Source organism: Curtanaerobium respiraculi, assembly GCF_024609215.1.
Classification (GTDB): Bacteria; Actinomycetota; Coriobacteriia; order Coriobacteriales; family Eggerthellaceae; genus Curtanaerobium; species Curtanaerobium respiraculi.
Genome location: NZ_JANIPD030000034.1, coordinates 173,827 through 195,251, shown reverse-complemented (window position 1 = coordinate 195,251; position 21,425 = coordinate 173,827). Strand labels below are relative to the sequence as shown.

Here is a 21,425-nt window from a genome sequence, read left to right as displayed (position 1 = left end):
TTTAGCGCTTGCGCGCTCTCTTGAAAGCTTGAGTTGGAGGATCGCGTGTTTCGCTTCTGCGCGGTTTCTTCGAGTCCGCTGGAGAATCGGTGCAGCACCTTATTCGGAAAGTGCCTAGGGTCCCCCCTGCAAAGTTCCCTGACCTCTATTTCTTGCTGTCGGGGTAGGTCATGCGTCCCTCGGCAAGATTCTTCAGGCAGTTCATATAGCCGCGGCCCATCACGATGCTGGCGGTGCCTAGGATGAACACGACGAAATACTTGTTCAGACGGTGGTAACGGTCGAACGTGCAGTCGCAGCGCCAGATCAGACGGCAGCGATCCGGCTCGCCCGGCACGCTCTTCACCTGCCAGTTCCATGTCCAGCAGAACCGTTTGAACCAAAGTTTCAAGGCTGCTTCGCCGTTGGGACCGCGATTCTTATAGCTAGGGTCGGTTGCGGTATCAGAATGGCTCGCCCATCCGTAAGGCTCTTCGTCGCTGACGTAAGTGACCCATTCGCCGATCGACCAGGGCGCCTGATGGAACCACTGGTAGTCGCCGGGTTTCAGGTTTTGCCACTCGGGGTGGATGTCGTAGTGATTGTGGATATCGAAGGTGAACAGCCGCTCGAGCCAGTCGAAGCTGTACCAGCCTGCCTGGGTCTGCCCCGATTGCTTCACGTACTGCCACACTTTCGCAGCGGGCGCATCGATGGTGACGCCGCTATCGTAGCGCAGGTGCTTTTCGCCCGGTTTGATCCAATCGTCGCCCGGCAGGACGGTGGCTTTCTCCTCCGGGGTCATCTTGAAGCGCATGCCGTACACCCACATGCTGCCCAATATGATGAAGAGGATGGATACGACCAGCCAGAAAATCGACCAGCCGGTGATTTCGGTCCCGATGATCATGTCGCCTGCGGGTATGCCGAACAAGGTCAGCCCATTGGCGACCAGGACGAATTGGCAGACTTCCCTGAGAGCCCAGCCGATGAAGCCCAGGTAGATGGCTTCCGCGCTGCATTCCATCATCTTCTTGCGGTGGCCGATCGCCCAATCCAACAGCACACCGATGGGCCCGAAGATGAAGCCGAGCGCCGCGTACCCGATTTTTCCTCCCCAGTTCAGGCGATATCCATCGCGCTTGACATCGTATTCCACAACGACCTCCTCCGACGGTATGGTTTCAATGGTCCAACCGTACGGGCGGGGAAATCGATTGTCGAGAAACGATGCTCTGGAAAGATATCAGATTGAGACGTTTGCAACGTTCTGTATCGGGTGCCATCTCCGGGAGCGATTCGGTTCGAAGGATGCCGCAGCGGGCATCCATGAGACTAATCCCTTGCCGAGTCTCATAGATAGACGTATTAGGCGCTTCGTCTCTGGACGTTTTTTCTAAGGTATCCCATCATCGTCTTGGGAGATAGCAGAACGCTTGGCGATGGAGATGGGTATGGATACGTCTCGCATTATTGAAGTTAAGCAAGATATCCTGTCGGATAATTCGAACGCTGCCATGGCATTCCGGCACGCGTTGGCCGATAGCGGAACATTCTTCGTCGATGTGATGGCAAGCCCAGGCGGCGGTAAGACCACGCTGCTCTTAGAGATCATCAAGCATTTGAAAGGTCGCGCTCGGCTCGGAATCATCGAAGCGGATCTTGAGTCGACAGTCGATGCCGAGAAGATTAAACATGCCGGTATCGCGTCGGTCGAATTGAACACGAAGGGCATCTGCCATGTGGAGATGAACATGGTGAAGAAGGCTTTCGGTGCCTTCGGCAACGAGCATTTCGATTACCTTTTTCTCGAGAACATCGGCAACCTCGTTTGCCCTGCGGATTTCGACACCGGGGCGCATGCTCGCTTGATGCTGCTTTCGGTGCCTGAAGGATACGACAAGGTGTACAAATACCCGCCCATGTTCGCCATCGTCGATGCGCTGGTTATCACGAAAACAGACTATCTTCCGATGAACCCCGATTTCGATATGGCAGCATTGAAGAAGCAGGCGCGCATTCTCAACCCCGAGTTGAGGCTTTTCGAAACTTCTGCGCGCACGGGGGAGGGGATCAGCCGCCTTGTTGATTGGCTTGAAGAAACGCGGAAGGAGACAGTTGCTTCTCGCTCGTAATCGCATGGATTTCCATTCCGAGGTAGTTATTGGTTGAGGACGCGTGCACCAGGGAGAGCGGTGCGCGCAAGGAAGGAGGACGTATGAGCGCAAAACTGATGAGAGAATTGACTGCCGAGGAAATCGAGGAGGTGTATAGGAATTTCAGCGCCTATGTGAACAGCTTGAGCTTCGGCTATCTGACGACCGATGAAACCATGAAAGCCGCCGGGGCGGACCTGGCTATGCTGAAGCATTTCTATACTCCCCAAGAGGCCCTCTATATCATGGACATGCCGAAGGATGACTTCTTCACTCCCGAATGGTTTGCCGACAAAGAAGATATGGATCTCGCGGAGGCGGTCGAGCTGTTGACCGATCTCGCCAAGCGGGGGAATATCTACCGAGAATTGCGCGATGATGGGAAAATCTGGTATCACAACGCGCCGGCTGCGCATGGCATTTTCGAATTCCACGCTGGCGAAGCGATGGATCCGTCATGGCTCGGCCCTCTGTTCGGCACGCTGGGAACCGGGACGCTTCAGATATGCTACGACGCGGGCGTCCCGTTCTATCGGTGCGTTCCCGCCGGAAAAGAGCTGGTAAAAGATGAGGCGCTGTTGCCCGAGGACGATATTTTCGAGAAATTGAAGTCCCATCGGAGGTTCTGCCTCTCGCCGTGCGCTTGCCTGGACGCGGTGCGCGATAACTTGGGTCAGCATAATTGCGATCACCCCAAAGGCGTTTGCCTCCAGACCGATAAAATGGCGGACTTCTATCTGGACGATATGAATTTGGGGGAGGAAATCACCCTGGAACAGGCGGAGGGGGTCCTGCGTCGGGGGATAGCCAACGACCTTGCGATCCAGACCACCTATGCGAAGGACAATGAGATCATCTGCCAGTGCAACGTCTGCCATTGCGGGATTCTTCCCGCGCTGAAGAACTGGCCGGGCGATGCCGCCGACGCCGTCACGAATTACGAAATAGCCTTCGACTCATCGAAGTGCGTCCAGTGCGGAACTTGCATCGAGAAGTGCACCATGAAGGTGCTCGAGTTCGATGAGAGCGGCTACCCTGCCTTGAATGGGCCATGCATAGGATGCGGTCTCTGCGTTATCAATTGCCCCCAAGGCGCGCGCATCCTGGTTCGAAAGCCCGAAGACCAGCTCGCCGAATATCCGCAAAGCGTTTGGGAGACCTACCGCATTATGGAGGACAACCGCCGCGCCAAAGGCGCCCTTGCAGATTAACCATCCCAGTCGTTCCGAATTCCACAGCGGGCGCATCTCAATCTGCTGTGAGCGCCCGCTTCTTTGAATGCCTGTATGGAGGCGCGCCGTGCACGAGATGTCTATAGTGAATAGCGTAGTCGACAAGGTCATCGAATACGCATCGAGGGAGCAAGCCGATCGCGTGCTTGGCATCACGTTGGTGGTCGGTGAGCTGCACGATGTGGTCGACTCCCTGATGGAAAGCTGCTTCCAATACCTTGCGCGCGGCACGATTGCGGAAGGGGCCTCTCTCCATTTGGTTAAAGTTCCCATGCGGGCTCAGTGCACGGATTGCCTCCTCGTGTATCCGATGGATCTCAAGCGGAAAGAGACTCTCGTCTGCCCCGAATGCGGAAGCTCGAGTTTCAAGATCTTCAACGGGAACGAATTCATCATCCGGGATATCGAGATCGCATAGGATCGGCGGGGCTTTTTCGCCGGCGGGTTCAAGCATGGCCTATTCCGCTGCATTCGGTGCATGGAATCGGGTTACAATGTGAGACATCATAGAAAAAATGTCTCACATTGGAGCAGCCCGCCTATGGTCAAGCGCACGTACCACGCCATCATCGATGCGTTCAACCGGCTCATCGAGGTTCGGCCTTTCGAGGACATCACCGTTGCGGACATCATCGAGGAGGCCGAGGTCAGCAAGGCCACGTTCTACCGCTACTTCAAAGACAAGTACGACGTGATGAACAGCAACTACAAGGACCTGCTCGACCGGTTCCTGCACGTGGGCGACTGCACGAACTACCGCGATCTGTATTTCAACCTGTACAGCGCGGGGGAGACCGAGCTCCGGCTGCTGAAGGGCAACTTCCGCACCAGCGGGATCAATTCGTTCGAGAACTACATATACAGCTACTCGAAGCAGATCGTGGTCATGATCACGATGATGAACCGCGACGGCAAGGGTTTGACCTCGGCGGAGGATCTGCAGCTCGACGTGTTCTGCTACGGCATCAGCTACATGTACAAGAAGTGGATCCTGGGCGGTTCGTATGATCTGACCGCCGATGAAGCCGCCGACAAGCTCTACGAGCTCATGCCCGAAACCCTGAAGCACTATTGGCTTCCGGAGTAGGGAAAGGCGTTCCGCGACCGCTCGATGATCCCTTTCCAATCCGTCCATCAGTTGCGGTTGGATTCGGAGCGGCGGAGGGCCGAGATGAGGAGCGTGAACGCCACGGCTTCCACGATGCAGGAGAATACGATGATGGCGGCGGGGGAAATCTCGTACAGGGCACCCGCCGCGATGCCGCCGGCCAGCTGCCCTATGCCGATGACGACCGAGAACATGCCGTACGAGCTGGCACGCTGATTCGAGGGGACGAGTCCCGCAACAGCGGCGCGCATGGTGGATTCCTGGATTCCCAAGCTGGCGCCCCAAAGCGCGATTCCCGCGATGACGAACGCGAGGCTCTGCGTGTATGCGAGGAAGGGGATGGATGCGCAGACGAATGGGAGCGCGAGCAGCACGCGCGGCCCGAATTTATCGTACAGCGTGCCGGTGATCGCCGCGAAGACGGCATCCACCCCCATCGCAACCGCGTACAGAACGGGCACGAGCGCATCATCCGCCAAGCCGGTTGAGACCATGTGGAAGGAGATGACCCCGAACGTGGCAACCCCGACGAGCATGATGCCGCAGGTGAGCGTGTATGTCCAAAATATGCGGGGGAGGCGGGGAAGCCCAGCGGGCTTCGACGTCCCGGGTGACGCGTTATCGGCGTTCTCGTATACCGCGGGGTTCGGAACCCGGTGCCTCAGCGCCAGCAGCACGCCGATGGCGATGATGCCCGGGATGATGAGCAGACCCAGCGCGACACGGTAGTCGTTGCCGGTTGCCGACAGGAGCGCCGCAACCGCCAAGGGGCCTCCCACGGCGCCGATCTGGTCCATCACCTCGTGCAGCGCGAATCCTTTGCCACGGCCCACCGCGCTGGCGGCGTGGCTGAGCATCGCATCGCGGCTGGGCGTCCGCAGGCTCTTCCCAAACCGCTCGAATATCACCAACGCGGAAACGCCGACGAGGCTGCCGACGAACCCCATCGCAGGCACTGCGAGCGCCGTCGCCGCATATCCCAGGATGGCGAACGTCCAGTACCTCCCCGTCCGGTCGGCGAGCGGGCCGGAGAACAACCGCCCTGCAAGCGCGGTTGCCTCGCCCAGGCCCGAGACCAGCCCCACGATGAACGCGGAGGCTCCCAGCGATGCCAGAAGCGGGCCCTGCACGGCAAGGGCCCCTTCGTACACGGTGTCCATGAGCATGCTGACCACGCCGAACGACACGATGAAGGCGTACGGCTTCACGGATGATGCGCTTGATTGATCGCTCGTTTGGAGCACCCCCTCGGTTCCCTCAGCGTTGGGTTGGTTATTTCAGCGTCGCAGTGAGCTTCACCGGATTATGGTCGGAGTATGCGAAGCCCGTGTCAATGGTTTGTCAATAGTTTGCAGCGCATCGATTTCCACATTGTCCGAAACGATGGACCCGTCGATCAGGTAGAACTGGAAGTCATCGGCGGGGGAATCGCGGGCACGAACGCGACGCGATAGTTGAGCGCGGTCGCGTTGGCTCCCTTTCCCGATAATCCCCATGAGGAACCGGATAGTCGGATAATCTCCGATTCGGATGCAAGGATTCGCGGCGCTCATTCGTTTTATAGGTAAAGGGGCCTCTTAGAGCGAGATATCAAGACCAGGGGAAGGGATACATCATGAGTGCGAAGAAGAAAGCGGCCGCTCTCGCGGCAACATGCGCATTCGTTGCGCTTGTCGGAGCCCAGGCCGCATTTGCAGCGGGCGGGCCTGACGGCGGGTATGCGGATGGCCGCGATGCGCAAACCGGCAACGCGGCGGCACCGTGGGAGGGCCGCGCCGCCAATTTCATAGATGCTGACAGGGATGGCGCGTGCGATCGAGCGGCGGCGATGGTGCGCGCCTCGTTCGTGGATGCCGACGGCGATGGAATCTGCGACAATGCCGGGCAAGGAATGCGCGCTGGAGTCCGCGGTCCGAACGGTGCCGGATTCGGCTGGGGCGCCGGCTTCATCGATGAGGATGGCGACGGGGTCTGCGACAATGCCGCCAATGGCAGCGGAGGCGGCTTCGGTCGTGGGTTCGTGGACTCCAACGGCGACGGGGTCTGCGACAATGCGGGCGTAGGCGGCGGTGCGGGTCGGCAGGATCGCGGAGGCAGCGGCTTTCATGGCGGTCGCTGATTCGGGCGATCCGACGTTCCGGTAGAGCGGGAGCGCAATGCGATCTGATGACGATATCGAACAGGCTATCACGCGGTACGGCGACGCGGTGCTCCGCGCCTGCCGCGCCGTGCTCCCCCGCACGCACGAGGCCGAAGATGCGTTCCAGGACGTCTTCCTTCGATACGCCTCCCGCGACGAGCCCTTCAACGGCGAAGGCCATCGCAAGGCATGGCTTCTGCGCGTCGCCATCAACCTTTCGCGCGATCGGCTTCGCCGCGCGTCGGAGCGCGACGTCGCCCTCGATGCGATCTCCGACCCCTCGATCCCGCCCGAAGATGAGCGAATCGCCCAACGCATGGCCATGCAGGATGCGCTCGCCGAGCTATCCGTCGACCAGCGGACCGCCATCCTCCTTTCGGTGGTCGAAGGATATCCCGCCCGAGACGTCGCCCGCTTTATGGGCAAATCGGAAAACACCGTGTACTCGCTCATTGCGCGGGGCAAGAAGAAGCTGAAGGAGGTGCTCGTGCGATGACGGAACTCGATGAAGCCATTCGCTCCGCTTTCGCAGAAGTGCGCGTGAGCGACGGATTGCGGTCGTCCACGATGGCGGCCGTCCGGGCCGCCAGGGCATCCGGGGGCATGCGTTCCCCCTCCTTCTGCGACGATGAAGGGGAAACGCCCAAGGGCGCCTTTGGAGAAACGGAAGAGGCTCGGGCGGAGGATCCTTGCGTTGCCGCGCCCGTTGCGTCGCGCGCTGATGACGGTCGCGGTTTCGACAACGTCCGCCCCGAGATGCTTGCCTCATCGGGTGTCGACGCGCGGGAAACCCGTCCCCTGGCGTCCGTTGCGAAGGATGCCGATCGGAGGAGACGCGGACCGCGTGCCGAAGCAGCGCTGCCCGATGCTGCGGTGCCCGCCGCGAAGCGCGCCCCTTCGAAGAAGCGCCCCTGGTATCGGGGCGTCGCCGCTAAAGCAGTTGCGGCGATGCTTTGCGTGGCGCTGGCGGGGGCGGGCGGCACGTCGCTGTACGCCACCGAGACCGCGTTCGCGAGCATCACCGCGCAATCGTCGATCACCCTGGGCATCAACCGCTTCGACCGCGTCGTGAGCGTCGACGCGACCCGCAACGAATCGGGAGTCGACATCGAATCGCTGCATCTGGAGGGCATGACGTACGACGAGGCCGTCGCCGAACTTGTGGGGAGCGGGTATCTAGGCGAAGGGGACGTCAACGCCCAGGTGGATTCCGACGACCAGACCCAGCAAGGCAACCTGGTGGAGGCCACGCGGGCCTGCCTGTCCGAGGCGGGATGCTCGGGCAGCTGCAATGGCAAGCGCTACGGCCGGGATGCCGGCCAGGGCCAAGGGCTCGGCCAAGGCCAGGGAGGCAGAGGAGCCCAGAGGGCCGGTCAGAGTTCGGGAGGCGGCCAAGGCGATCGTGCCCGAAACGGGGATGCGCAGCCGACCCCCTCCGCGGGCGACGGGGGCCCTGGCTCCGCGTTCGGCGGAAACGGCGACGCGACGGGCGCGGGCACCTGCGATGGAACCGGCCAAAGCAGCAAGGGCGGCAACGGGCTGGGGCAGGGCAGGGGAGATGGCCGCGCCTAGCGCGCCTCCGCTGCCCTACCGCATCCGCGCCTCGGCAATCCGCCTTCGATGGGCTGCTCCTTCTCGGCGAAGCCGTTCGCCGGCGATTACCCGCCGCTCGGATGTTCCGGAGGAAGTTCCAAAGATTGAAAATCGTTTCCCTGAAATCGGGAAACGCTAAAAACCAATAACGTTGTTCTCGAATCTGGCAAGAAAATCATTTTCATGGATGTTAAAATCTTCGATATCAATTTTCAAGCAGGTTTAAAGGGGACGACATGGTGGATCTGCGGGGAAAGAAATGCTACGCGGCGGTGGATATCGGGGCGTCGAGCGGACGGGTCTACCTCGGATGGGTGGAGGATGGCAGGCTCCGCGCCGAGTGCGTCCACCGTTTCGAGAACTCCCAGCGCCGCGTTAACGGGCACGACTGCTGGGATGTCGGATTGCTCGCCGACGAGGTCATCGCCGGACTGGCTTCGTGCAAGGAATCGTTCGAGGCGGAGCCGGCAAGCGTGGGGATCGATACCTGGGGCGTCGATTACGTGCTGCTTGATGCCGAAGGGGACATCGTGGGGGATACCGTTGCCTACCGCGATGCCCGCACCGCGGGCATGCTGGAGGCGGCCGATAAGATCATGCCCGCCGAAGAGCTCTATATGCGCACCGGTATCCAGCGCAATCCCATCAACACCATCTATCAGCTCCTCGCGCAGCGTCTCGAGCATCCCGATCAGCTGGAGGCGGCGCAGCGGTTTCTGATGGTGCCCGATTATCTGAACTTCGTCCTCACGGGGATCGCCGTCAACGAATACACCAACGCCAGCACGACGGGCATGCTCGATGCCCGCGCCTGCGATTGGGATCCGACGATACTGGAAGCGTTCGGGATTCCCGCGCGGCTTTTCGAGACGCCGACGATGCCGGGCACCGTGCTGGGCGCCTTCACGCCCGCGATCGCCGCGCGCGTGGGGTATCAAAGCGCCGTCGTATTGGTCGCGAGCCATGACACGGGCAGCGCGTTCCTGGCAGCGCCCGCGAAAGACGAGGACTCCGTGTGCATCTCAAGCGGCACGTGGAGCCTCATCGGGGTCGAGCTTGCGGAGCCCATCACCACGCCGGTCGGCCTCTCGTGCAATTTCACCAACGAAGGCGGCTTCCGAAAGCGCTATCGGTTCCTGAAAAACATCATGGGGCTCTGGATAAACCAGTCGGTGCGGCGCGAATACAACGGCGTGGATTACGTCGAAGGCAAGACCGACAACACGGCGCTCGCCGACCATCGAATCGATTTCGGGGAGATGGTCCAAGCTGCCCGCGACGCTCACGGGTTCACCGCCTACGTCGACGTCGATGACGAGCGCTTCCTCGCGCCCATATCCATGATCAAGGAGCTGCGCGCCGCATGCACGGAAGCGGGCCAGCCCGTTCCCCAGACGCTCGGCGAGATCATGCGCACCATCTACTGCAGCCTTTCCCGCTCCTATGCTGAGGCGGTGCGCGAGCTCGAGGGGATCACCGGGCGCACCTACACGTCCATCTGCCTCGTCGGCGGGGGAGGCCAGGATGAGTACCTTGACGAGCTGACGGCGCAAGCAACCGGCCTTCCCGTGTACGTGGGGCCTACCGAGGGGACCTGCTTCGGGAATTTCGAGGTGCAGCTCATCGCGGACGGAACGCTGGACACCGTCCAGCAGGCGCGCGACCTCGTTGCCCGCTCGTTCCAGGTGAAGGTGTACGAACCGGAAGCCCCCTCCAAATAGGCGCTTCCCGCGGGGAAACCCGCTCCGAGCCGCATGGCGACGGATCGTCGCCCCTCGCGGACAAAACCATAGCCGGATGGAAAGCAAGCAAGAGAAAGGTGAGACCGACATGCTAGTAGAGACCAAGGCAAGGGTGGGCGTCTTCTCGATCGCCCTGGGGGCGTATTTGCCCCAGTTCCCACAGCTGGTGCCGGAATTCGAGGGCCAGTACGAGGCATTCAAGAGGACATTGCCCGATACGGTGGAGGTCGTCGACGGCGGGCTGGTCACGACCAAGGAGGCGTCCCAGGCGGCGGGCGATGCGTTTCGCGCGGCGGATGTCGATGTCGTGTTCATGCAGCTTCTGACATACGCCACGTCGTACAACATGCTTCCCGCGGTGCGCGATCTCAACGTGCCCGTCGTCTTGGTGAACGTGCAGAAGGTGCGACGCCTCGACTTCAAGACCGCCGAGATCCCCGATTGGCTGGGGGTCGGGTACGCGGGCGGCGCCGTGGGCGAGATGGTCGCCGACCTGAACCGCGCCGGAAAGCGCCACGCCGTCATCACGGGCGTCGTCGAAGGGGGAGACCCGCAGGTTCAAGCGGAGATCGAGGATTGGTGCCGCGCCGCCCAGGTGCGCCGCCGATTCCGCGACACGAACCTCGCCCAGATCGGCCGGCCGTATCCCGGGATGATGGACCTCTACATCGACGAGGCCAACCTGTACAACCGAATGTTCGTCTACACCAAGCAGTTCGATTGGGAGAAGATGTGGGCGATCGCCGACGGCATCGACGATGACGCCGCGATAGATGCGAAGGTCGACGACATCCACGCGACGTTCGACGTGCTGGGCGAATACGAGGAGAGCGATATTCGCGAGATGGCGCGCTATGTCATCGCGTTCGAGAGGTGGGTCGAAACCGAGCAGCTTGGCATGGTGGCAAGCCACTACGACGGGTTCGCGCAGGGCGCTGCCGGCAAGTTGGACAGCATGCTCATCCCGGCTTTCAGCATGCTGATCAAGCAGGGCACGGCATGTGCGGTGGAGGGCGATATCAAGGTCGCCATAGCGATGAGCATCATGAAGACCATTTGCGGCACCGGCCAGCTGTCCGAGTTCTACACCATCGACTTCGACGACGATATCGTGGTCATCGGCCACAGCGGCTCGGGCGATGCCGATATAAGCCGAGCGCGGAAGCCGACCATGAAGATCGTGCCGGTGTTCCACGGCAAGGCGGGCGGCGGGTATCTCACCCAATTCTATCCGCCGGCGGGCCCGGTCACGTTCCTGGGCATCACGCAGGATGCCGACGGGCATTTCAGGTTCGTCGTGTCGGAGGGCGTCAACGAGCCGGGCCTCATACTGAAGATCGGTGATACCAACATGCGCACCCGCTTCAGCATCGGCGCACGGGAGTGGAACAACCGGTGGTGCGAATGCGGCCCGACGCACCATTTCGCCGCAGGAGCGGGACGCCATATCGACACCGTCCTGAAAGTGGCCAAGATATTCGATATCCCGGTGGACGTCGTCTGCCGATGACGGAACGGCAAGGTGACTCGCGGGGCATCCCGCGTGCGATAGAGAGGAATGCAACAGCAATGGCAGTCGAGGAATTGGATTTCGTCAAGGGCTTCTGCCGCATGTGCGACGACGGCTTCAAGCAGGGCTGGCACGAACGCAACGGCGGAAACCTGACCTACCGCATGGCCGAAGGCGACATCGCGGCATCGCGCCCGTTCTTTGCCGAGGCGGGCCCGTGGGTCGGGATGGGCGTCCGGGCCGACAACCTCAAGGGCGCGTACTTCCTGACCACCGGTTCGGGAAAGTACATGCGCAACGTCGCCGGCGACCCGGCGCGCAATATCGGCATCGTGGAGATCAACCCTGCGGGGGATGCGTACCGTATCGTATGGGGTCTTCTGGGCGGTGCGAAGCCGACCAGCGAGTTCCCCAGCCACTTCATGAACCACAGCGTCGCGGCGAAGCGCACGGGCGGCGCCAACCGCGTGATCTACCATGCGCACACGCCGGGGGTCATCGCCATGAGCTTCGTGGTCCCCCTTGACGATAAGGCGTTCACGCAGCGCCTGTGGAAGATGATGACCGAATGCGTGGTCGTATTCCCGCAGGGCGTGGGCGTGGTGCCGTGGATGGTTCCGGGCGGGGCGGATATCGCCCAGGCCAGCTGCCTCCTCATGGAAACATACGACGCCATCGTATGGGCGCATCACGGGCTGTTCGCCGCCGGCCCCGACTTCGACACCACCTTCGGCCTCATGCACACCGTTGAGAAAGCGGCTGCCCTGTACCTGCAGGCACGCGCCGCGAACGGCGGATCCGACCGGTTTCTGAACGAGATCTCCGATCAGGACCTCAGGGACACGTGCCGCGACTTCAGGGTATCCATCAACGAATCGTTGATCGGCTAAAAGCCTCGGAAAGGAAAGAGGAGCACATCTCATGGCATCATTAGTGAAAAAGCAGCCGAACCCGTGGTACGTCGCGGTTGTTTCGGGCATGGCTTCCTACATCGACTCGAGCTGCATCATCACATCGGGCACGGCGCTCACCATCTACCAGGCGGCGCTCGCCAATTCCGCCAACGCGATCAGCAACATCCAATTCGGCGCCCTTCAATCCGCGCTGACCCTGTGCATCGCCATCGCGTCCATCGTCGGAGGGCGCATCGGCGACCTTATCGGCCGCCGCAAGGTGTTCGCCGCGACCATGGTGTTCATCATCACGGGCTGCCTCCTCGTGGCGTTCGGGTCGAGTTTCCCCGTGCTGCTCGCAGGGCAGATCCTCATCGGATGCGGCGTGGGCGCGGACCTTCCGGTTTCCCTGGCGACCATCTCGGAGGCGGCGCCCGATGAGAAGCGCGGCAAGATGCTCGGCTTCTCCGACGTCCTGTGGGTGGTCGGCATCCTGGTCGCCTACGCCACCGGGTTCCTCGTGGGCGATTGGGGCCTCATCGGCGGGCGCATCATGTACGGCGTGCTCTCCGTGGTGGCGGCGATCGTGCTGGTGCTGCGCCTGACCATCCCCGAATCCGAGATGTGGCTGCAGGCGTACCGCGACCGCCTCGCGGGCAAGGCGACGAAGGAGGAGCGCGGGCGTATCGGCGACCTGGTCAGCAACAGGAGCTACGCCATCCCCTTCTTCGCGTTGATCGTCTTCTACATCGGCACCAACGTCCCGGCCAACACGCTCGGCCAGTTCAGCACATGGGTCGCCACCAACATCCCCGAGATCGGCCTCAGCGTCTCCACCGCGTCGCTCATCTGCATGCTGGTGTATCCCGCCCGCGCGCTGCTCGACTTCGTGTTCATGAAGTTCGTCGACACCGACAAGCGCATGCCGCTGTTCTACATGGGGGCGGCGCTCTACCTCCTCGGATACGCCATGTTCCCGCTGTTCGGCTTCAGCGCGGCGACGTTCGTCCTCACGCAGCTGCTGTACTGCTGCGGCGCCGCCTTCGCCTTCGAGAGCATCCTGAAGGTGTGGATGCAGGAATGCTTCCCCACGCTGCTGCGCACCACCGCGAACGGGACCATCGTGTTCGTGTCGCGCTTCTGCTGCAGCGTCTTCGGACTGTTCACCGCATCGATCGTCGCGTTCGACGCCAAGTTGGCGTTCACGCTGCTCGCGCTGCTCTGCGTCATCGGGTTCGCCGCCGCGATCTGGGCGTTCCATGGCAAGCGGTACAATACCTTCGCCGCGGAGGAAGCGAACCGGGCGGAATAGGCCGCATATCGATCGCGTCCTTTTGACGAAGGGGCGCAGATGCCCGCGGGGCGTTGCCCCCGCGGGCATCGCGGTATATTCTCAGGGTCCGAACATGGATTGAAACGAGGTTGAGATGGTAGAGACGACGGTTACGGGGGCGATTCTCGCGGCGTACGACCGCCTTTCCGAATCGGAGCGGCGCGTCGCCGATTTCATCCTCGCCGGAACCGCCGAGATTTCGACGCTGATGGCGGGCGAGGTGGCTGAACGCTCGAAGACGTCGAACACCACGGTGTCCCGCTTCGTGCGCGCGCTCGGGTACGATTCCTACGCCGAGATGCGGATAGCCCTCGCCCGCGAGGAGGCGGCGAAGGCCGTCTCGGGGGAGGAGGGCTCCCCGCAGGGCATCTCCGTCGACGACATGGAGGCATCGGTCCGCTTCATCCTCGACCAGAAGGAGGCGGAGCTCGAAGACACCGTCGCCCAACTGGACCTCGACGAGCTCTCCGCTATCGTGGACATGATCCGGAGCGCCGATTCCGTCCTCGTGGCAGGCGTGGGCACGTCGCTGGCGTTCGCCCAGATGCTCGCCATAAAGCTCTCCCATGCGGGGGTGCGCGCCATCGCGCCCGCCTCCTCGGACTCCGCCATAGCCCTCACGCCGACCCTCACCGGCAGGGACTGCATCCTGCTGGTATCGAACTCAGGCAGATCGAAGCGGCTGGAGGCTATATTCGACATCGCCGACGACGAGGCGATCCGCACGGCGCTGCTCACCGGCGACGGCCTCTCGCCCGCGGCGCGGCGTGCGGGGCATGTAATCACCGTATCGGTCCGCGACCAGATCTTCGCCGACGGGGTGGTGCTCTCCCATAACTCCCTCAACTTCGTGGGGGAGATCATCACGCAGCTCCTCCTGCATTCCAATGATTCGGCCCCCGAGTCGCTGCGGCAGTACAGCCGCTCGGTCCGGCACGCCCTCAAGGAGTAGGCGCAACGTGGCGATTGCGTTAAGGAGCGCTAGCGCATACTAAAGTGGTGTACACTGCACGGAATCATGCATCCCGGCAAGAAGGGGGATTTCGTGGAACCGGATTTCAAAGAGCTCGGCGATCGCATCCGCGGCCTGCGCGAGGCATGCGAGGTGTCGCGCCATTCGATGGCGCAGGAGCTCGGCGTCGATGTCGAAACGTACACCACCTGGGAGGAGACCGGCGCCGACGTGCCCATCTCCGCCATCTACCACATGGCCCAGAAATTCGGAGTCGAATTCACCGAGATCCTCACGGGGGGCGAGACGCGCCTCGACACCATCCAGGTGGTCAAAAGCGGCACCGGCCGCGAGGTGAACCGCCTCCCCGGCTATCACTTCGAGGACCTGGCCTGGCGTTTCTCGCGGAAGATCATGCAGCCGCTCCTGGTCACGCTGGATCCTTCCGACGAGCCGGCGGCGTTGGTGACGCATGAGGGTCAGGAGTTCAACTACGTGGTGGAAGGCTCCCTCGTGCTCACATACGACGGGCGCGAGTACATCCTCGACACGGGCGATTCCGCCTATTTCGATCCCACCCACCTGCATGGGCAGCGCTGCCATGGCGACGTGCCCACGAAATTCCTCACCTTCATCACCGAGTAGACCGCCCCAAAGGAACAACCGTGGATTACCTTCTGAAAAAGTACTGCCCCCGCATCGAGTTCGACTCCTACGAGGATTTCTTCGAGAACTTCAAGATCGACGTGCCGGAGAACTTCAACTTCGCCTACGACGTCGTGGACGAGTGGGCGCGCGTCGAGCCCGATAAGAAGGCGCTGGTCTGGATCGATGACGACGACGGTCACGAGGAGTTCACGTTCGCCGATATATCGCGCCTGTCCAACAAAGCGGCGAACGCGTTTTGGAGGCTGGGCATCCGCAAGGGCGATGTCGTGCTGATGATCCTCCGACGCCGCTGGGAGTACTGGGTGTGCGCCATGGCGCTGTGCAAGATCGGCGCCACGATCGTTCCCGCCACCGTGCAGCTGACCAAGAAAGACATCGCCTACCGGTGCAACCTGGCCAAGGTCGAGGCGTTGGTGTGCGTGGACGACGACTACGTCTGCGACCAGGTGGACGCGGCGCTCGCCGACGCGCCCAGCGTGCGCCAGCGCATCACAGTCGCGGGGCGGCGCGAGGGGTGGAGGTTCTTCGACGACCTCATAGCCGGCGAGAGCAGTGAATGGAAACGTCCCGAAGGCGACGCGGCCACCCGGATCGACGACATCATGCTGATGTATTTCACCAGCGGCACCACGGGCAACGCGAAGGCGGTCGAGCATAGCTTCAAGCACCCTCTGGGCCATATCATCACGGCGAAGTACTGGCAGCAGGTGCAGGAAGACAAGCTCCACATGAGCGTGACGGAAAGCGGTTGGGCGAAGTTCGGCTGGGGCAAGATCTACGGCCAATGGCTGGCGGGTGCAACCGTGTTCTGCTACGACATGGAGAAGTTCGTTCCGGCGAAGCTGTTGCAGGTTATGCAGGATTACCAGCTTGCCACGTTCTGCGCCCCGCCGACCATGTACCGCTTCATGCTGCAGGAGGACGTCGCGAGCTTCGACCTGTCGAGCATCCAGAATTTCGCGACGGCGGGCGAACCGCTGAACGCCGAGGTCACCGTCCAGTGGGAGCGGCTGACGGGCAAGAAGATCCGCGAGGGCTTCGGCCAGAGCGAGGGCCCCGTGCTGATCGCCAACTTCCCGTGGATCGAGCCGCATCCGGGCAGCATGGGCAAGCCCAGCCCTCTGCTGAACATCGATCTGCTCGACGACCGGGGCGGGGAGGTGCCCGACGGCGAGGAGGGCGCGATCTGCGTGACCCGCTTGAAGGATGCCTATCCCCCCGGGCTGTTCGTGGGGTACTGCGGCGACCCCGCCCGCACGCAGGAGGCCGTCGGCGGCGACTACTACAACCTGCACGACATGGCCTGGCGCGACCCGGACGGCTACTACAGCTTCGTGGGCCGCAACGACGACGTCATAAAATGCTCGGGGTACCGCATCGGGCCCTTCGAGGTCGAAAGCGCCCTGGTGGCGCATCCCGCGGTCATCGAATGCGCGGTCACGGCAGCACCCGACCCCATCCGCGGGAAGGTCGTGAAGGCCACCATCGTGCTCGCCCAGGGCTACGAGGGGACGCCCGAGCTGACCAAGGAACTGCAGAACCATGTGAAGCGCACGACGGCGCCCTACAAATACCCGCGCATCGTGGAATACGTCGACGAGCTGCCCAAGACGGTGGGCGGCAAGATCAAGCGGAAGCTCATCCGCACCAACGACGGCATCGTCGATTGATTCCGAGGGCCCCGTGAAGGGGTCCTTTCCCATGAATACGGGTATACTGGACGGGAAGAGCCATCCGATGGAAGGGGCATGTATGAATCCTGCACGGGCAGCCTACTGTCGAACGTTTCAGAAGGCGTTTCGCGCGGCGTTGCCGGCGCTTCCGTACCGAGAACCCGAGATCCTCACCGACATGGAGCGCATCTCCGACGTGTGCTCCGAGAAGGGGTACCGCGGCGTGCTGGTGGTGACCGACCCGGGCATTGCCGAACTCGGGCTGATGGAACCGATGCTCCGCTCGTTCGAGGATGCGGGCATCGAGGCGGTCGTCTACGCCGACACCGTGGCAAACCCCACGATCGCCAACGTGGAAGCCGCCCGCGAGCTGTATCTGGACAACCGATGCCAGGCCATCGTCGGCTTCGGCGGCGGAAGCGCCATGGACTGCGCGAAGGCGGTCGGCGCGCGCATCGCGAAGCCCCGGCAGAAGATCCCCCAGATGCGCGGACTGCTGAAGATCCTCGTCCCCATCCCGCCGCTTTTCGCCGTCCCGACCACGGCGGGCACCGGATCCGAGGTGACCGTCGCCGCGGTCATCACCGATTCCGAGACCCACTACAAATACCCCATCAACGATTTCTGCCTGATTCCGAAATACGCGGTGCACGATGCGCGCGTCACCTTCAGCCTGCCGAAGCACATCACCAGCACCACGGGCATGGATGCGCTCACGCATGCGGTCGAGGCGTACATCGGCCATAGCACCAGCGCCTACACGCGCGAGAAGAGCGAGACGGCGGTCAAGCTGATCCACGACCACCTGCTCCGCGCATACGAGGACGGGCACGACGAGGAGGCTCGCGCGAAGATGCTGTACGCGTCGTATTGCGCCGGCATCGCCTTCACGCAAAGCTACGTCGGCTACGTGCACGGCGTGGCGCACAGCCTGGGCGGCCAGTACGGCATCCCGCACGGGCTGGCGAACGCGATCATCCTGCCGCATTTCCTGCGCGCGTACGGCAAGGCATGCGCCCCGCAGCTGGCGAGGCTCGCGCGGATCTGCGGCATCGGCCCCCAGGCGACCGACACGATCGCCGCCGCCAATTTCATCGATTGGATCGACGACATGAACCGCCGCATGGACATCCCGCGCTACGTCGAGGGCATCAAGGAGGCGGATATCCCCCTGATGGCCGCCCATGCCGATGCGGAAAGCAATCCGCTGTACCCCGTACCCGTCGAGATGGACGCACGGGAGCTGGCGGGGATGTATTACGTGGTTGCGGGCAAGCGAATGGGATTCGGAGCCTAGCAGGCGTTCCGGGAAAGGTGGGAGAACCCATGGATGCAAAGCACATCGCCGAACTCGTCAAACGCCAGCGGGCGTTCTTCGAGAGCCGTCTGACCTTCGACGTCACCTATCGCGTGCAGGCGCTCGAACGCCTGCGCCGATCCGTCATAGAGCACGAGGGGGACATCTGCGACGCGCTCAAGAAGGACTTGGGCAAATCCGCGTCGGAAAGCTACATCGGCGAGCTGGGGCTCTCGCGGGACGAGATCCGCCATCAGATCGCGCACGTGCGCGGATGGAGCAAGCCCCGCACGGTGCCCACGCACCTGGCGAATTTCGCGGCGAAGAGCTTCACCGTGCAGGAGCCCTACGGGATCGTGCTGATCATGGCGCCGTGGAACTACCCGTTCCTGCTCACGCTCGAGCCCTTGGCGGGCGCGCTTGCCGCGGGCAACTGCGTCGTGCTGAAGCCCTCGGCGTATGCCCCGGCGAGCAGCGCCGTGCTGCGCGACATCGTCGAGGAGTGCTTCGACCCCAACTACGTGGCGATCGTGGAGGGCGGCCGCGCCGAGAACACCGCGCTGCTCGAAACGGAATTCGACCGCATCTTCTTCACCGGCAGCGTGGGGGTGGGCAAGCTGGTGATGGAGAAGGCCGCCGCGCACCTCACCCCGGTGTCGCTCGAGCTGGGCGGCAAGAGCCCCGCGGTGGTGGACGCGAAATGCAACTTGCGGGTGTCCGCCTCGCGCATCGCGTTCGGGAAATACCTGAACCTGGGGCAGACCTGCGTCGCCCCCGATTACGCCCTCGTCGACCAGCGCATCCACGACCGGTTCGTCGAGGCCCTGAATTCGGAGATCACGGCCATGTACGGGGCAAACGCCTTCGCCAACCCCGACTACGGAAGGATCGTGAACCGCAAGCACTACGACCGCATCATGGGGCTCATCGACGCCTCGCGGGACAAGGTGGTGCGCGGCGGCACGGGCAATCCCGATACGCTGCAGATCGAGCCCACGGTCATGGACGGCGTGACGCCCGACGACCCGATCATGGGCGAGGAGATCTTCGGCCCCGTGCTCCCGATCCTCGCCTACGACGGCTTCGACGAGGCCGAGGCGTTCGTGCGCGAGCGCCCGAAGCCCCTTGCCGGCTATCTGTTCACCGAGGACCGCGCCCTGCAGGAGCGCTGGCTGGCCTACACCTCGTTCGGAGGCGGCTGCATCAACGACACCATCGTGCATCTTGCCACGCCGGAGATGGGTTTCGGCGGCGTGGGCGCAAGCGGCATGGGCAGCTACCATGGCAAGAAGAGCTTCGAGACGTTCAGCCACGAGAAGAGCATCATGAAGAAGTACACCTGGATCGACATGCCCATGCGCAACCAGCCGTACAGACCCCTCAACATCAAGATAATCCGCATGCTTTTGCACTAGCATGAGCGGGTAAGGGGGGCGGTTCCGGCCGTCCCCCTCCAACCGTTTGTGCAATATATCGCCCCCTCGCAGTTTCACCATGTTAAGCGGGTACAATGGAGAGCATCGGCATTTTCGGGGCCTTGCAGACTGAAAGGCAGGCAATCACATGGGTAAGCAAATCACCGAACGCGTCACATGGGTGGGCAAGGTGGACTGGCGGCTCACATCCTTCCACGGAAACGAGCTCTCTACCGGCCACGGAAGCAGCTACAACAGCTACCTGGTGCGCGGCAGCCAGAAAACCGTGCTCATCGATACGGTCTGGCAGCCCTTCGACAAGGAATTCGTCGCGCGCCTGCGCGAGGAGATCGACCTCGCCGATATCGACGCCATCATCATGAACCATAACGAGATCGACCACTCCGGCTCGCTGCCCGAGCTCATGCGCGCGATTCCCGACACTCCCATCTACTGCACGAAGAAGGGCGAGGGCATCATCCGCGGGCATTACAACGAGGCGGCCGCAAACTGGAACTTCATCAATGTGGGGACGGGCGACACGCTTTCCTTGGGCGATGTCGAGTGCACCTTCATCGAAGCATCCATGCTGCATTGGCCCGACACCATGTTCACCTATCTGAGCGGCGAGAACATCCTTTTCAGCAATGACGGCTTCGGCCAGCATTTCGCGACGGAATCGCTGTACGACGACGAGAACTGCCTCGAGGACATCCTGTGGGAGGCGGAGAAGTATTACGCCAATATCCTGGCCATTTACAACCGGCAGGTCAAGGCGAAGCTCGCCGAGATCGCGGGCATGGACCTGGCCATCGACCTGATCGCCCCGAGCCATGGCGTCATATGGAAGAAGAACATCCCGCTTATCCTGGACAAGTACGCGCAATGGTGCGACGCTTACCAGGAGAACCAGATCACCATCATCTACGACACCATGTGGAACTCCACGCGCACCATGGCCGAGGCGCTGGCCGCGGGCATCCTCAGCGCCGACAAGAATGTCGTGGTGAAGATATTCAACGTGGCGGAGAAGGACAAGAACGACATCCTCACCGAGATCTTCCACAGCAAGGCCATCCTGGTCGGCTCCCCCACGGTGAACTACGGCTACACCTATGCGATGGGCGGCATCCTGGAGCTGATCCACGGCGCGCACCTTGCGGGCAAGAAGGCCGCGGCGTTCGGCAGCTACGGCTGGAGCGGCAACGTGAAGAAGAAGATCGCCGCGCAGCTGGAGGAGGCCGGTTTCGAGATCGTCGACGACGGCATCCAGAGCCAATGGGTTCCCGACCAAGCGGAAATCGAGAAGGTTCGAGCATACGGCGCGCAGTTCGCAGCTGCGGTCGCAGGCGAGGCATACGAGGAGGAAGAACAGGAAGGAGCACCCCGGATGCAGAAATACGAGTGCAGCGTGTGCGGTTACGTGTACGACCCTGAGCAGGGCGATCCGGATAGCGGCATCGCGCCCGGCACCCCCTTCGAGGATATCCCCGAAGATTGGGAATGCCCGGTGTGCGGCGTGACGAAGGACAACTTCGAGCCGGTCGACTAAGGCACGGCAAGCCATGCGGGGGGCCGGGCCGTTGCGGTCCGGCCCTTTTTGCCGCGCCGATCCCATTCGGCCCGCGTGAGGCCGCGCCTCTTTCCGACCTCGCCCGCTCCCCGTCCTCGCGTTCCCGCTCGGCTGTCGCGGTGGCGCATGAGCAGCGGTTTCCCTCCGTTCGCGCAGGTGC

At 62.3% G+C, this 21,425-nt stretch carries 19 protein-coding genes; 17 read left to right on the top strand and 2 right to left on the bottom strand.

Translation table 11 applies throughout. The features are described 5' to 3' along the window. Nucleotides 1-145 precede the first annotated feature (145 nt). Entirely contained in the window at nucleotides 146-1,138 is a 993-nt protein-coding gene (locus NOV21_RS08730; RefSeq protein ID WP_283170660.1) for a hypothetical protein, read from the bottom strand. Nucleotides 1,139-1,421: 283 nt separating this feature from the next. On the opposite strand from NOV21_RS08730, the gene hypB reads away from it, so the two are divergent. The 4 genes from hypB (at nucleotide 1,422) to NOV21_RS08710 (ending at nucleotide 4,454) form a co-directional block, all read left to right on the top strand. Then, entirely contained in the window at nucleotides 1,422-2,114 is a 693-nt protein-coding gene (gene hypB, locus NOV21_RS08725; protein WP_283170691.1) for a hydrogenase nickel incorporation protein HypB, read from the top strand. Nucleotides 2,115-2,197: 83 nt separating this feature from the next. Beyond that, a complete protein-coding gene (locus NOV21_RS08720) occupies nucleotides 2,198-3,346 on the top strand; it encodes a 4Fe-4S dicluster domain-containing protein (RefSeq protein WP_283170659.1) in 1,149 nt (382 codons plus the stop codon). Nucleotides 3,347-3,443: 97 nt separating this feature from the next. Continuing rightward, nucleotides 3,444-3,785 carry a hydrogenase maturation nickel metallochaperone HypA gene (locus NOV21_RS08715; RefSeq protein WP_283170658.1) on the top strand — a complete coding sequence of 114 codons (342 nt, stop codon included), beginning with the start codon at nucleotides 3,444-3,446 and terminating at the stop codon, nucleotides 3,783-3,785. Nucleotides 3,786-3,908: 123 nt separating this feature from the next. After that, a complete protein-coding gene (locus NOV21_RS08710; RefSeq protein WP_283170657.1) occupies nucleotides 3,909-4,454 on the top strand; it encodes a TetR family transcriptional regulator in 546 nt (181 codons plus the stop codon). A gap of 47 nt (nucleotides 4,455-4,501) precedes the next feature. Here the strand turns inward: NOV21_RS08710 and NOV21_RS08705 are convergent, their stop codons facing one another. Next, on the bottom strand, nucleotides 4,502-5,719 hold the full coding sequence (locus NOV21_RS08705) for an MFS transporter (RefSeq protein ID WP_283170656.1): 1,218 nt from the start codon (nucleotides 5,717-5,719) through the stop codon (nucleotides 4,502-4,504). Nucleotides 5,720-6,090: 371 nt separating this feature from the next. Here NOV21_RS08705 and NOV21_RS08700 point away from each other — a divergent pair, with 371 nt between their 5' ends. From NOV21_RS08700 to rd, 13 genes are all read left to right on the top strand, one after another. After that, complete coding sequence (locus tag NOV21_RS08700; RefSeq protein WP_283170655.1) at nucleotides 6,091-6,594, top strand: hypothetical protein; 504 nt, start codon at nucleotides 6,091-6,093, stop codon at nucleotides 6,592-6,594. Between the two features lie 37 nt (nucleotides 6,595-6,631). Next, nucleotides 6,632-7,111, top strand: coding sequence for an RNA polymerase sigma factor (locus tag NOV21_RS08695; protein WP_283170654.1), 480 nt, complete (start codon nucleotides 6,632-6,634; stop codon nucleotides 7,109-7,111). Next, nucleotides 7,108-8,187, top strand: coding sequence for a hypothetical protein (locus NOV21_RS08690; RefSeq protein WP_283170653.1), 1,080 nt, complete (start codon nucleotides 7,108-7,110; stop codon nucleotides 8,185-8,187). Before NOV21_RS08695 ends, NOV21_RS08690 begins: the two co-directional genes overlap by 4 nt. A 257-nt stretch (nucleotides 8,188-8,444) precedes the next feature. Then, nucleotides 8,445-9,929, top strand: coding sequence for a rhamnulokinase (locus tag NOV21_RS08685; RefSeq protein WP_283170652.1), 1,485 nt, complete (start codon nucleotides 8,445-8,447; stop codon nucleotides 9,927-9,929). Between the two features lie 109 nt (nucleotides 9,930-10,038). Continuing rightward, on the top strand, nucleotides 10,039-11,460 hold the full coding sequence (locus NOV21_RS08680; protein WP_283170651.1) for a hypothetical protein: 1,422 nt from the start codon (nucleotides 10,039-10,041) through the stop codon (nucleotides 11,458-11,460). A 59-nt stretch (nucleotides 11,461-11,519) separates the two neighbouring features. Further along, nucleotides 11,520-12,350, top strand: coding sequence for a rhamnulose-1-phosphate aldolase (gene rhaD, locus NOV21_RS08675; protein ID WP_283170650.1), 831 nt, complete (start codon nucleotides 11,520-11,522; stop codon nucleotides 12,348-12,350). A gap of 31 nt (nucleotides 12,351-12,381) precedes the next feature. Continuing rightward, nucleotides 12,382-13,665: an MFS transporter gene (locus NOV21_RS08670; protein ID WP_283170649.1), complete on the top strand. Its 1,284-nt coding sequence runs from the start codon at nucleotides 12,382-12,384 to the stop codon at nucleotides 13,663-13,665. 115 nt (nucleotides 13,666-13,780) lie between these two features. Continuing rightward, nucleotides 13,781-14,638, top strand: a complete 858-nt coding sequence (locus NOV21_RS08665; RefSeq protein ID WP_283170648.1) for a MurR/RpiR family transcriptional regulator — start codon at nucleotides 13,781-13,783, stop codon at nucleotides 14,636-14,638. Between the two features lie 93 nt (nucleotides 14,639-14,731). Next, nucleotides 14,732-15,283: a helix-turn-helix domain-containing protein gene (locus tag NOV21_RS08660; RefSeq protein WP_283170647.1), complete on the top strand. Its 552-nt coding sequence runs from the start codon at nucleotides 14,732-14,734 to the stop codon at nucleotides 15,281-15,283. Nucleotides 15,284-15,303: 20 nt separating this feature from the next. After that, nucleotides 15,304-16,977: an AMP-binding protein gene (locus tag NOV21_RS08655; protein ID WP_283170646.1), complete on the top strand. Its 1,674-nt coding sequence runs from the start codon at nucleotides 15,304-15,306 to the stop codon at nucleotides 16,975-16,977. A gap of 31 nt (nucleotides 16,978-17,008) precedes the next feature. After that, nucleotides 17,009-18,277: an iron-containing alcohol dehydrogenase gene (locus NOV21_RS08650; protein WP_283170645.1), complete on the top strand. Its 1,269-nt coding sequence runs from the start codon at nucleotides 17,009-17,011 to the stop codon at nucleotides 18,275-18,277. Between the two features lie 29 nt (nucleotides 18,278-18,306). Continuing rightward, nucleotides 18,307-19,692, top strand: a complete 1,386-nt coding sequence (locus NOV21_RS08645) for an aldehyde dehydrogenase (RefSeq protein WP_283170644.1) — start codon at nucleotides 18,307-18,309, stop codon at nucleotides 19,690-19,692. 148 nt (nucleotides 19,693-19,840) lie between these two features. Beyond that, the gene (gene rd, locus NOV21_RS08640) at nucleotides 19,841-21,244 is read left to right on the top strand and encodes a rubredoxin (protein ID WP_428978391.1); all 1,404 of its coding nucleotides are present in this window, start codon (nucleotides 19,841-19,843) and stop codon (nucleotides 21,242-21,244) included. Nucleotides 21,245-21,425: the final 181 nt, after the last annotated feature.

What these genes read in the sequence shown, in the direction of transcription:
- NOV21_RS08670 (WP_283170649.1), top strand. Translation starts at nt 12,382, where the DNA reads ATGGCATCATTAGTGAAAAAGCAGCCGAACCCGTGGTACGTCGCGGTT.
- rhaD (WP_283170650.1), top strand. Translation starts at nt 11,520, where the DNA reads ATGGCAGTCGAGGAATTGGATTTCGTCAAGGGCTTCTGCCGCATGTGC.
- hypB (WP_283170691.1), top strand. Translation starts at nt 1,422, where the DNA reads ATGGAGATGGGTATGGATACGTCTCGCATTATTGAAGTTAAGCAAGAT.
- NOV21_RS08665 (WP_283170648.1), top strand. Translation starts at nt 13,781, where the DNA reads ATGGTAGAGACGACGGTTACGGGGGCGATTCTCGCGGCGTACGACCGC.
- NOV21_RS08650 (WP_283170645.1), top strand. Translation starts at nt 17,009, where the DNA reads ATGAATACGGGTATACTGGACGGGAAGAGCCATCCGATGGAAGGGGCA.
- NOV21_RS08645 (WP_283170644.1), top strand. Translation starts at nt 18,307, where the DNA reads ATGGATGCAAAGCACATCGCCGAACTCGTCAAACGCCAGCGGGCGTTC.
- NOV21_RS08715 (WP_283170658.1), top strand. Translation starts at nt 3,444, where the DNA reads ATGTCTATAGTGAATAGCGTAGTCGACAAGGTCATCGAATACGCATCG.
- NOV21_RS08690 (WP_283170653.1), top strand. Translation starts at nt 7,108, where the DNA reads ATGACGGAACTCGATGAAGCCATTCGCTCCGCTTTCGCAGAAGTGCGC.
- NOV21_RS08720 (WP_283170659.1), top strand. Translation starts at nt 2,198, where the DNA reads ATGAGCGCAAAACTGATGAGAGAATTGACTGCCGAGGAAATCGAGGAG.
- NOV21_RS08685 (WP_283170652.1), top strand. Translation starts at nt 8,445, where the DNA reads ATGGTGGATCTGCGGGGAAAGAAATGCTACGCGGCGGTGGATATCGGG.
- NOV21_RS08680 (WP_283170651.1), top strand. Translation starts at nt 10,039, where the DNA reads ATGCTAGTAGAGACCAAGGCAAGGGTGGGCGTCTTCTCGATCGCCCTG.
- rd (WP_428978391.1), top strand. Translation starts at nt 19,841, where the DNA reads ATGGGTAAGCAAATCACCGAACGCGTCACATGGGTGGGCAAGGTGGAC.
- NOV21_RS08695 (WP_283170654.1), top strand. Translation starts at nt 6,632, where the DNA reads ATGCGATCTGATGACGATATCGAACAGGCTATCACGCGGTACGGCGAC.
- NOV21_RS08700 (WP_283170655.1), top strand. Translation starts at nt 6,091, where the DNA reads ATGAGTGCGAAGAAGAAAGCGGCCGCTCTCGCGGCAACATGCGCATTC.
- NOV21_RS08710 (WP_283170657.1), top strand. Translation starts at nt 3,909, where the DNA reads ATGGTCAAGCGCACGTACCACGCCATCATCGATGCGTTCAACCGGCTC.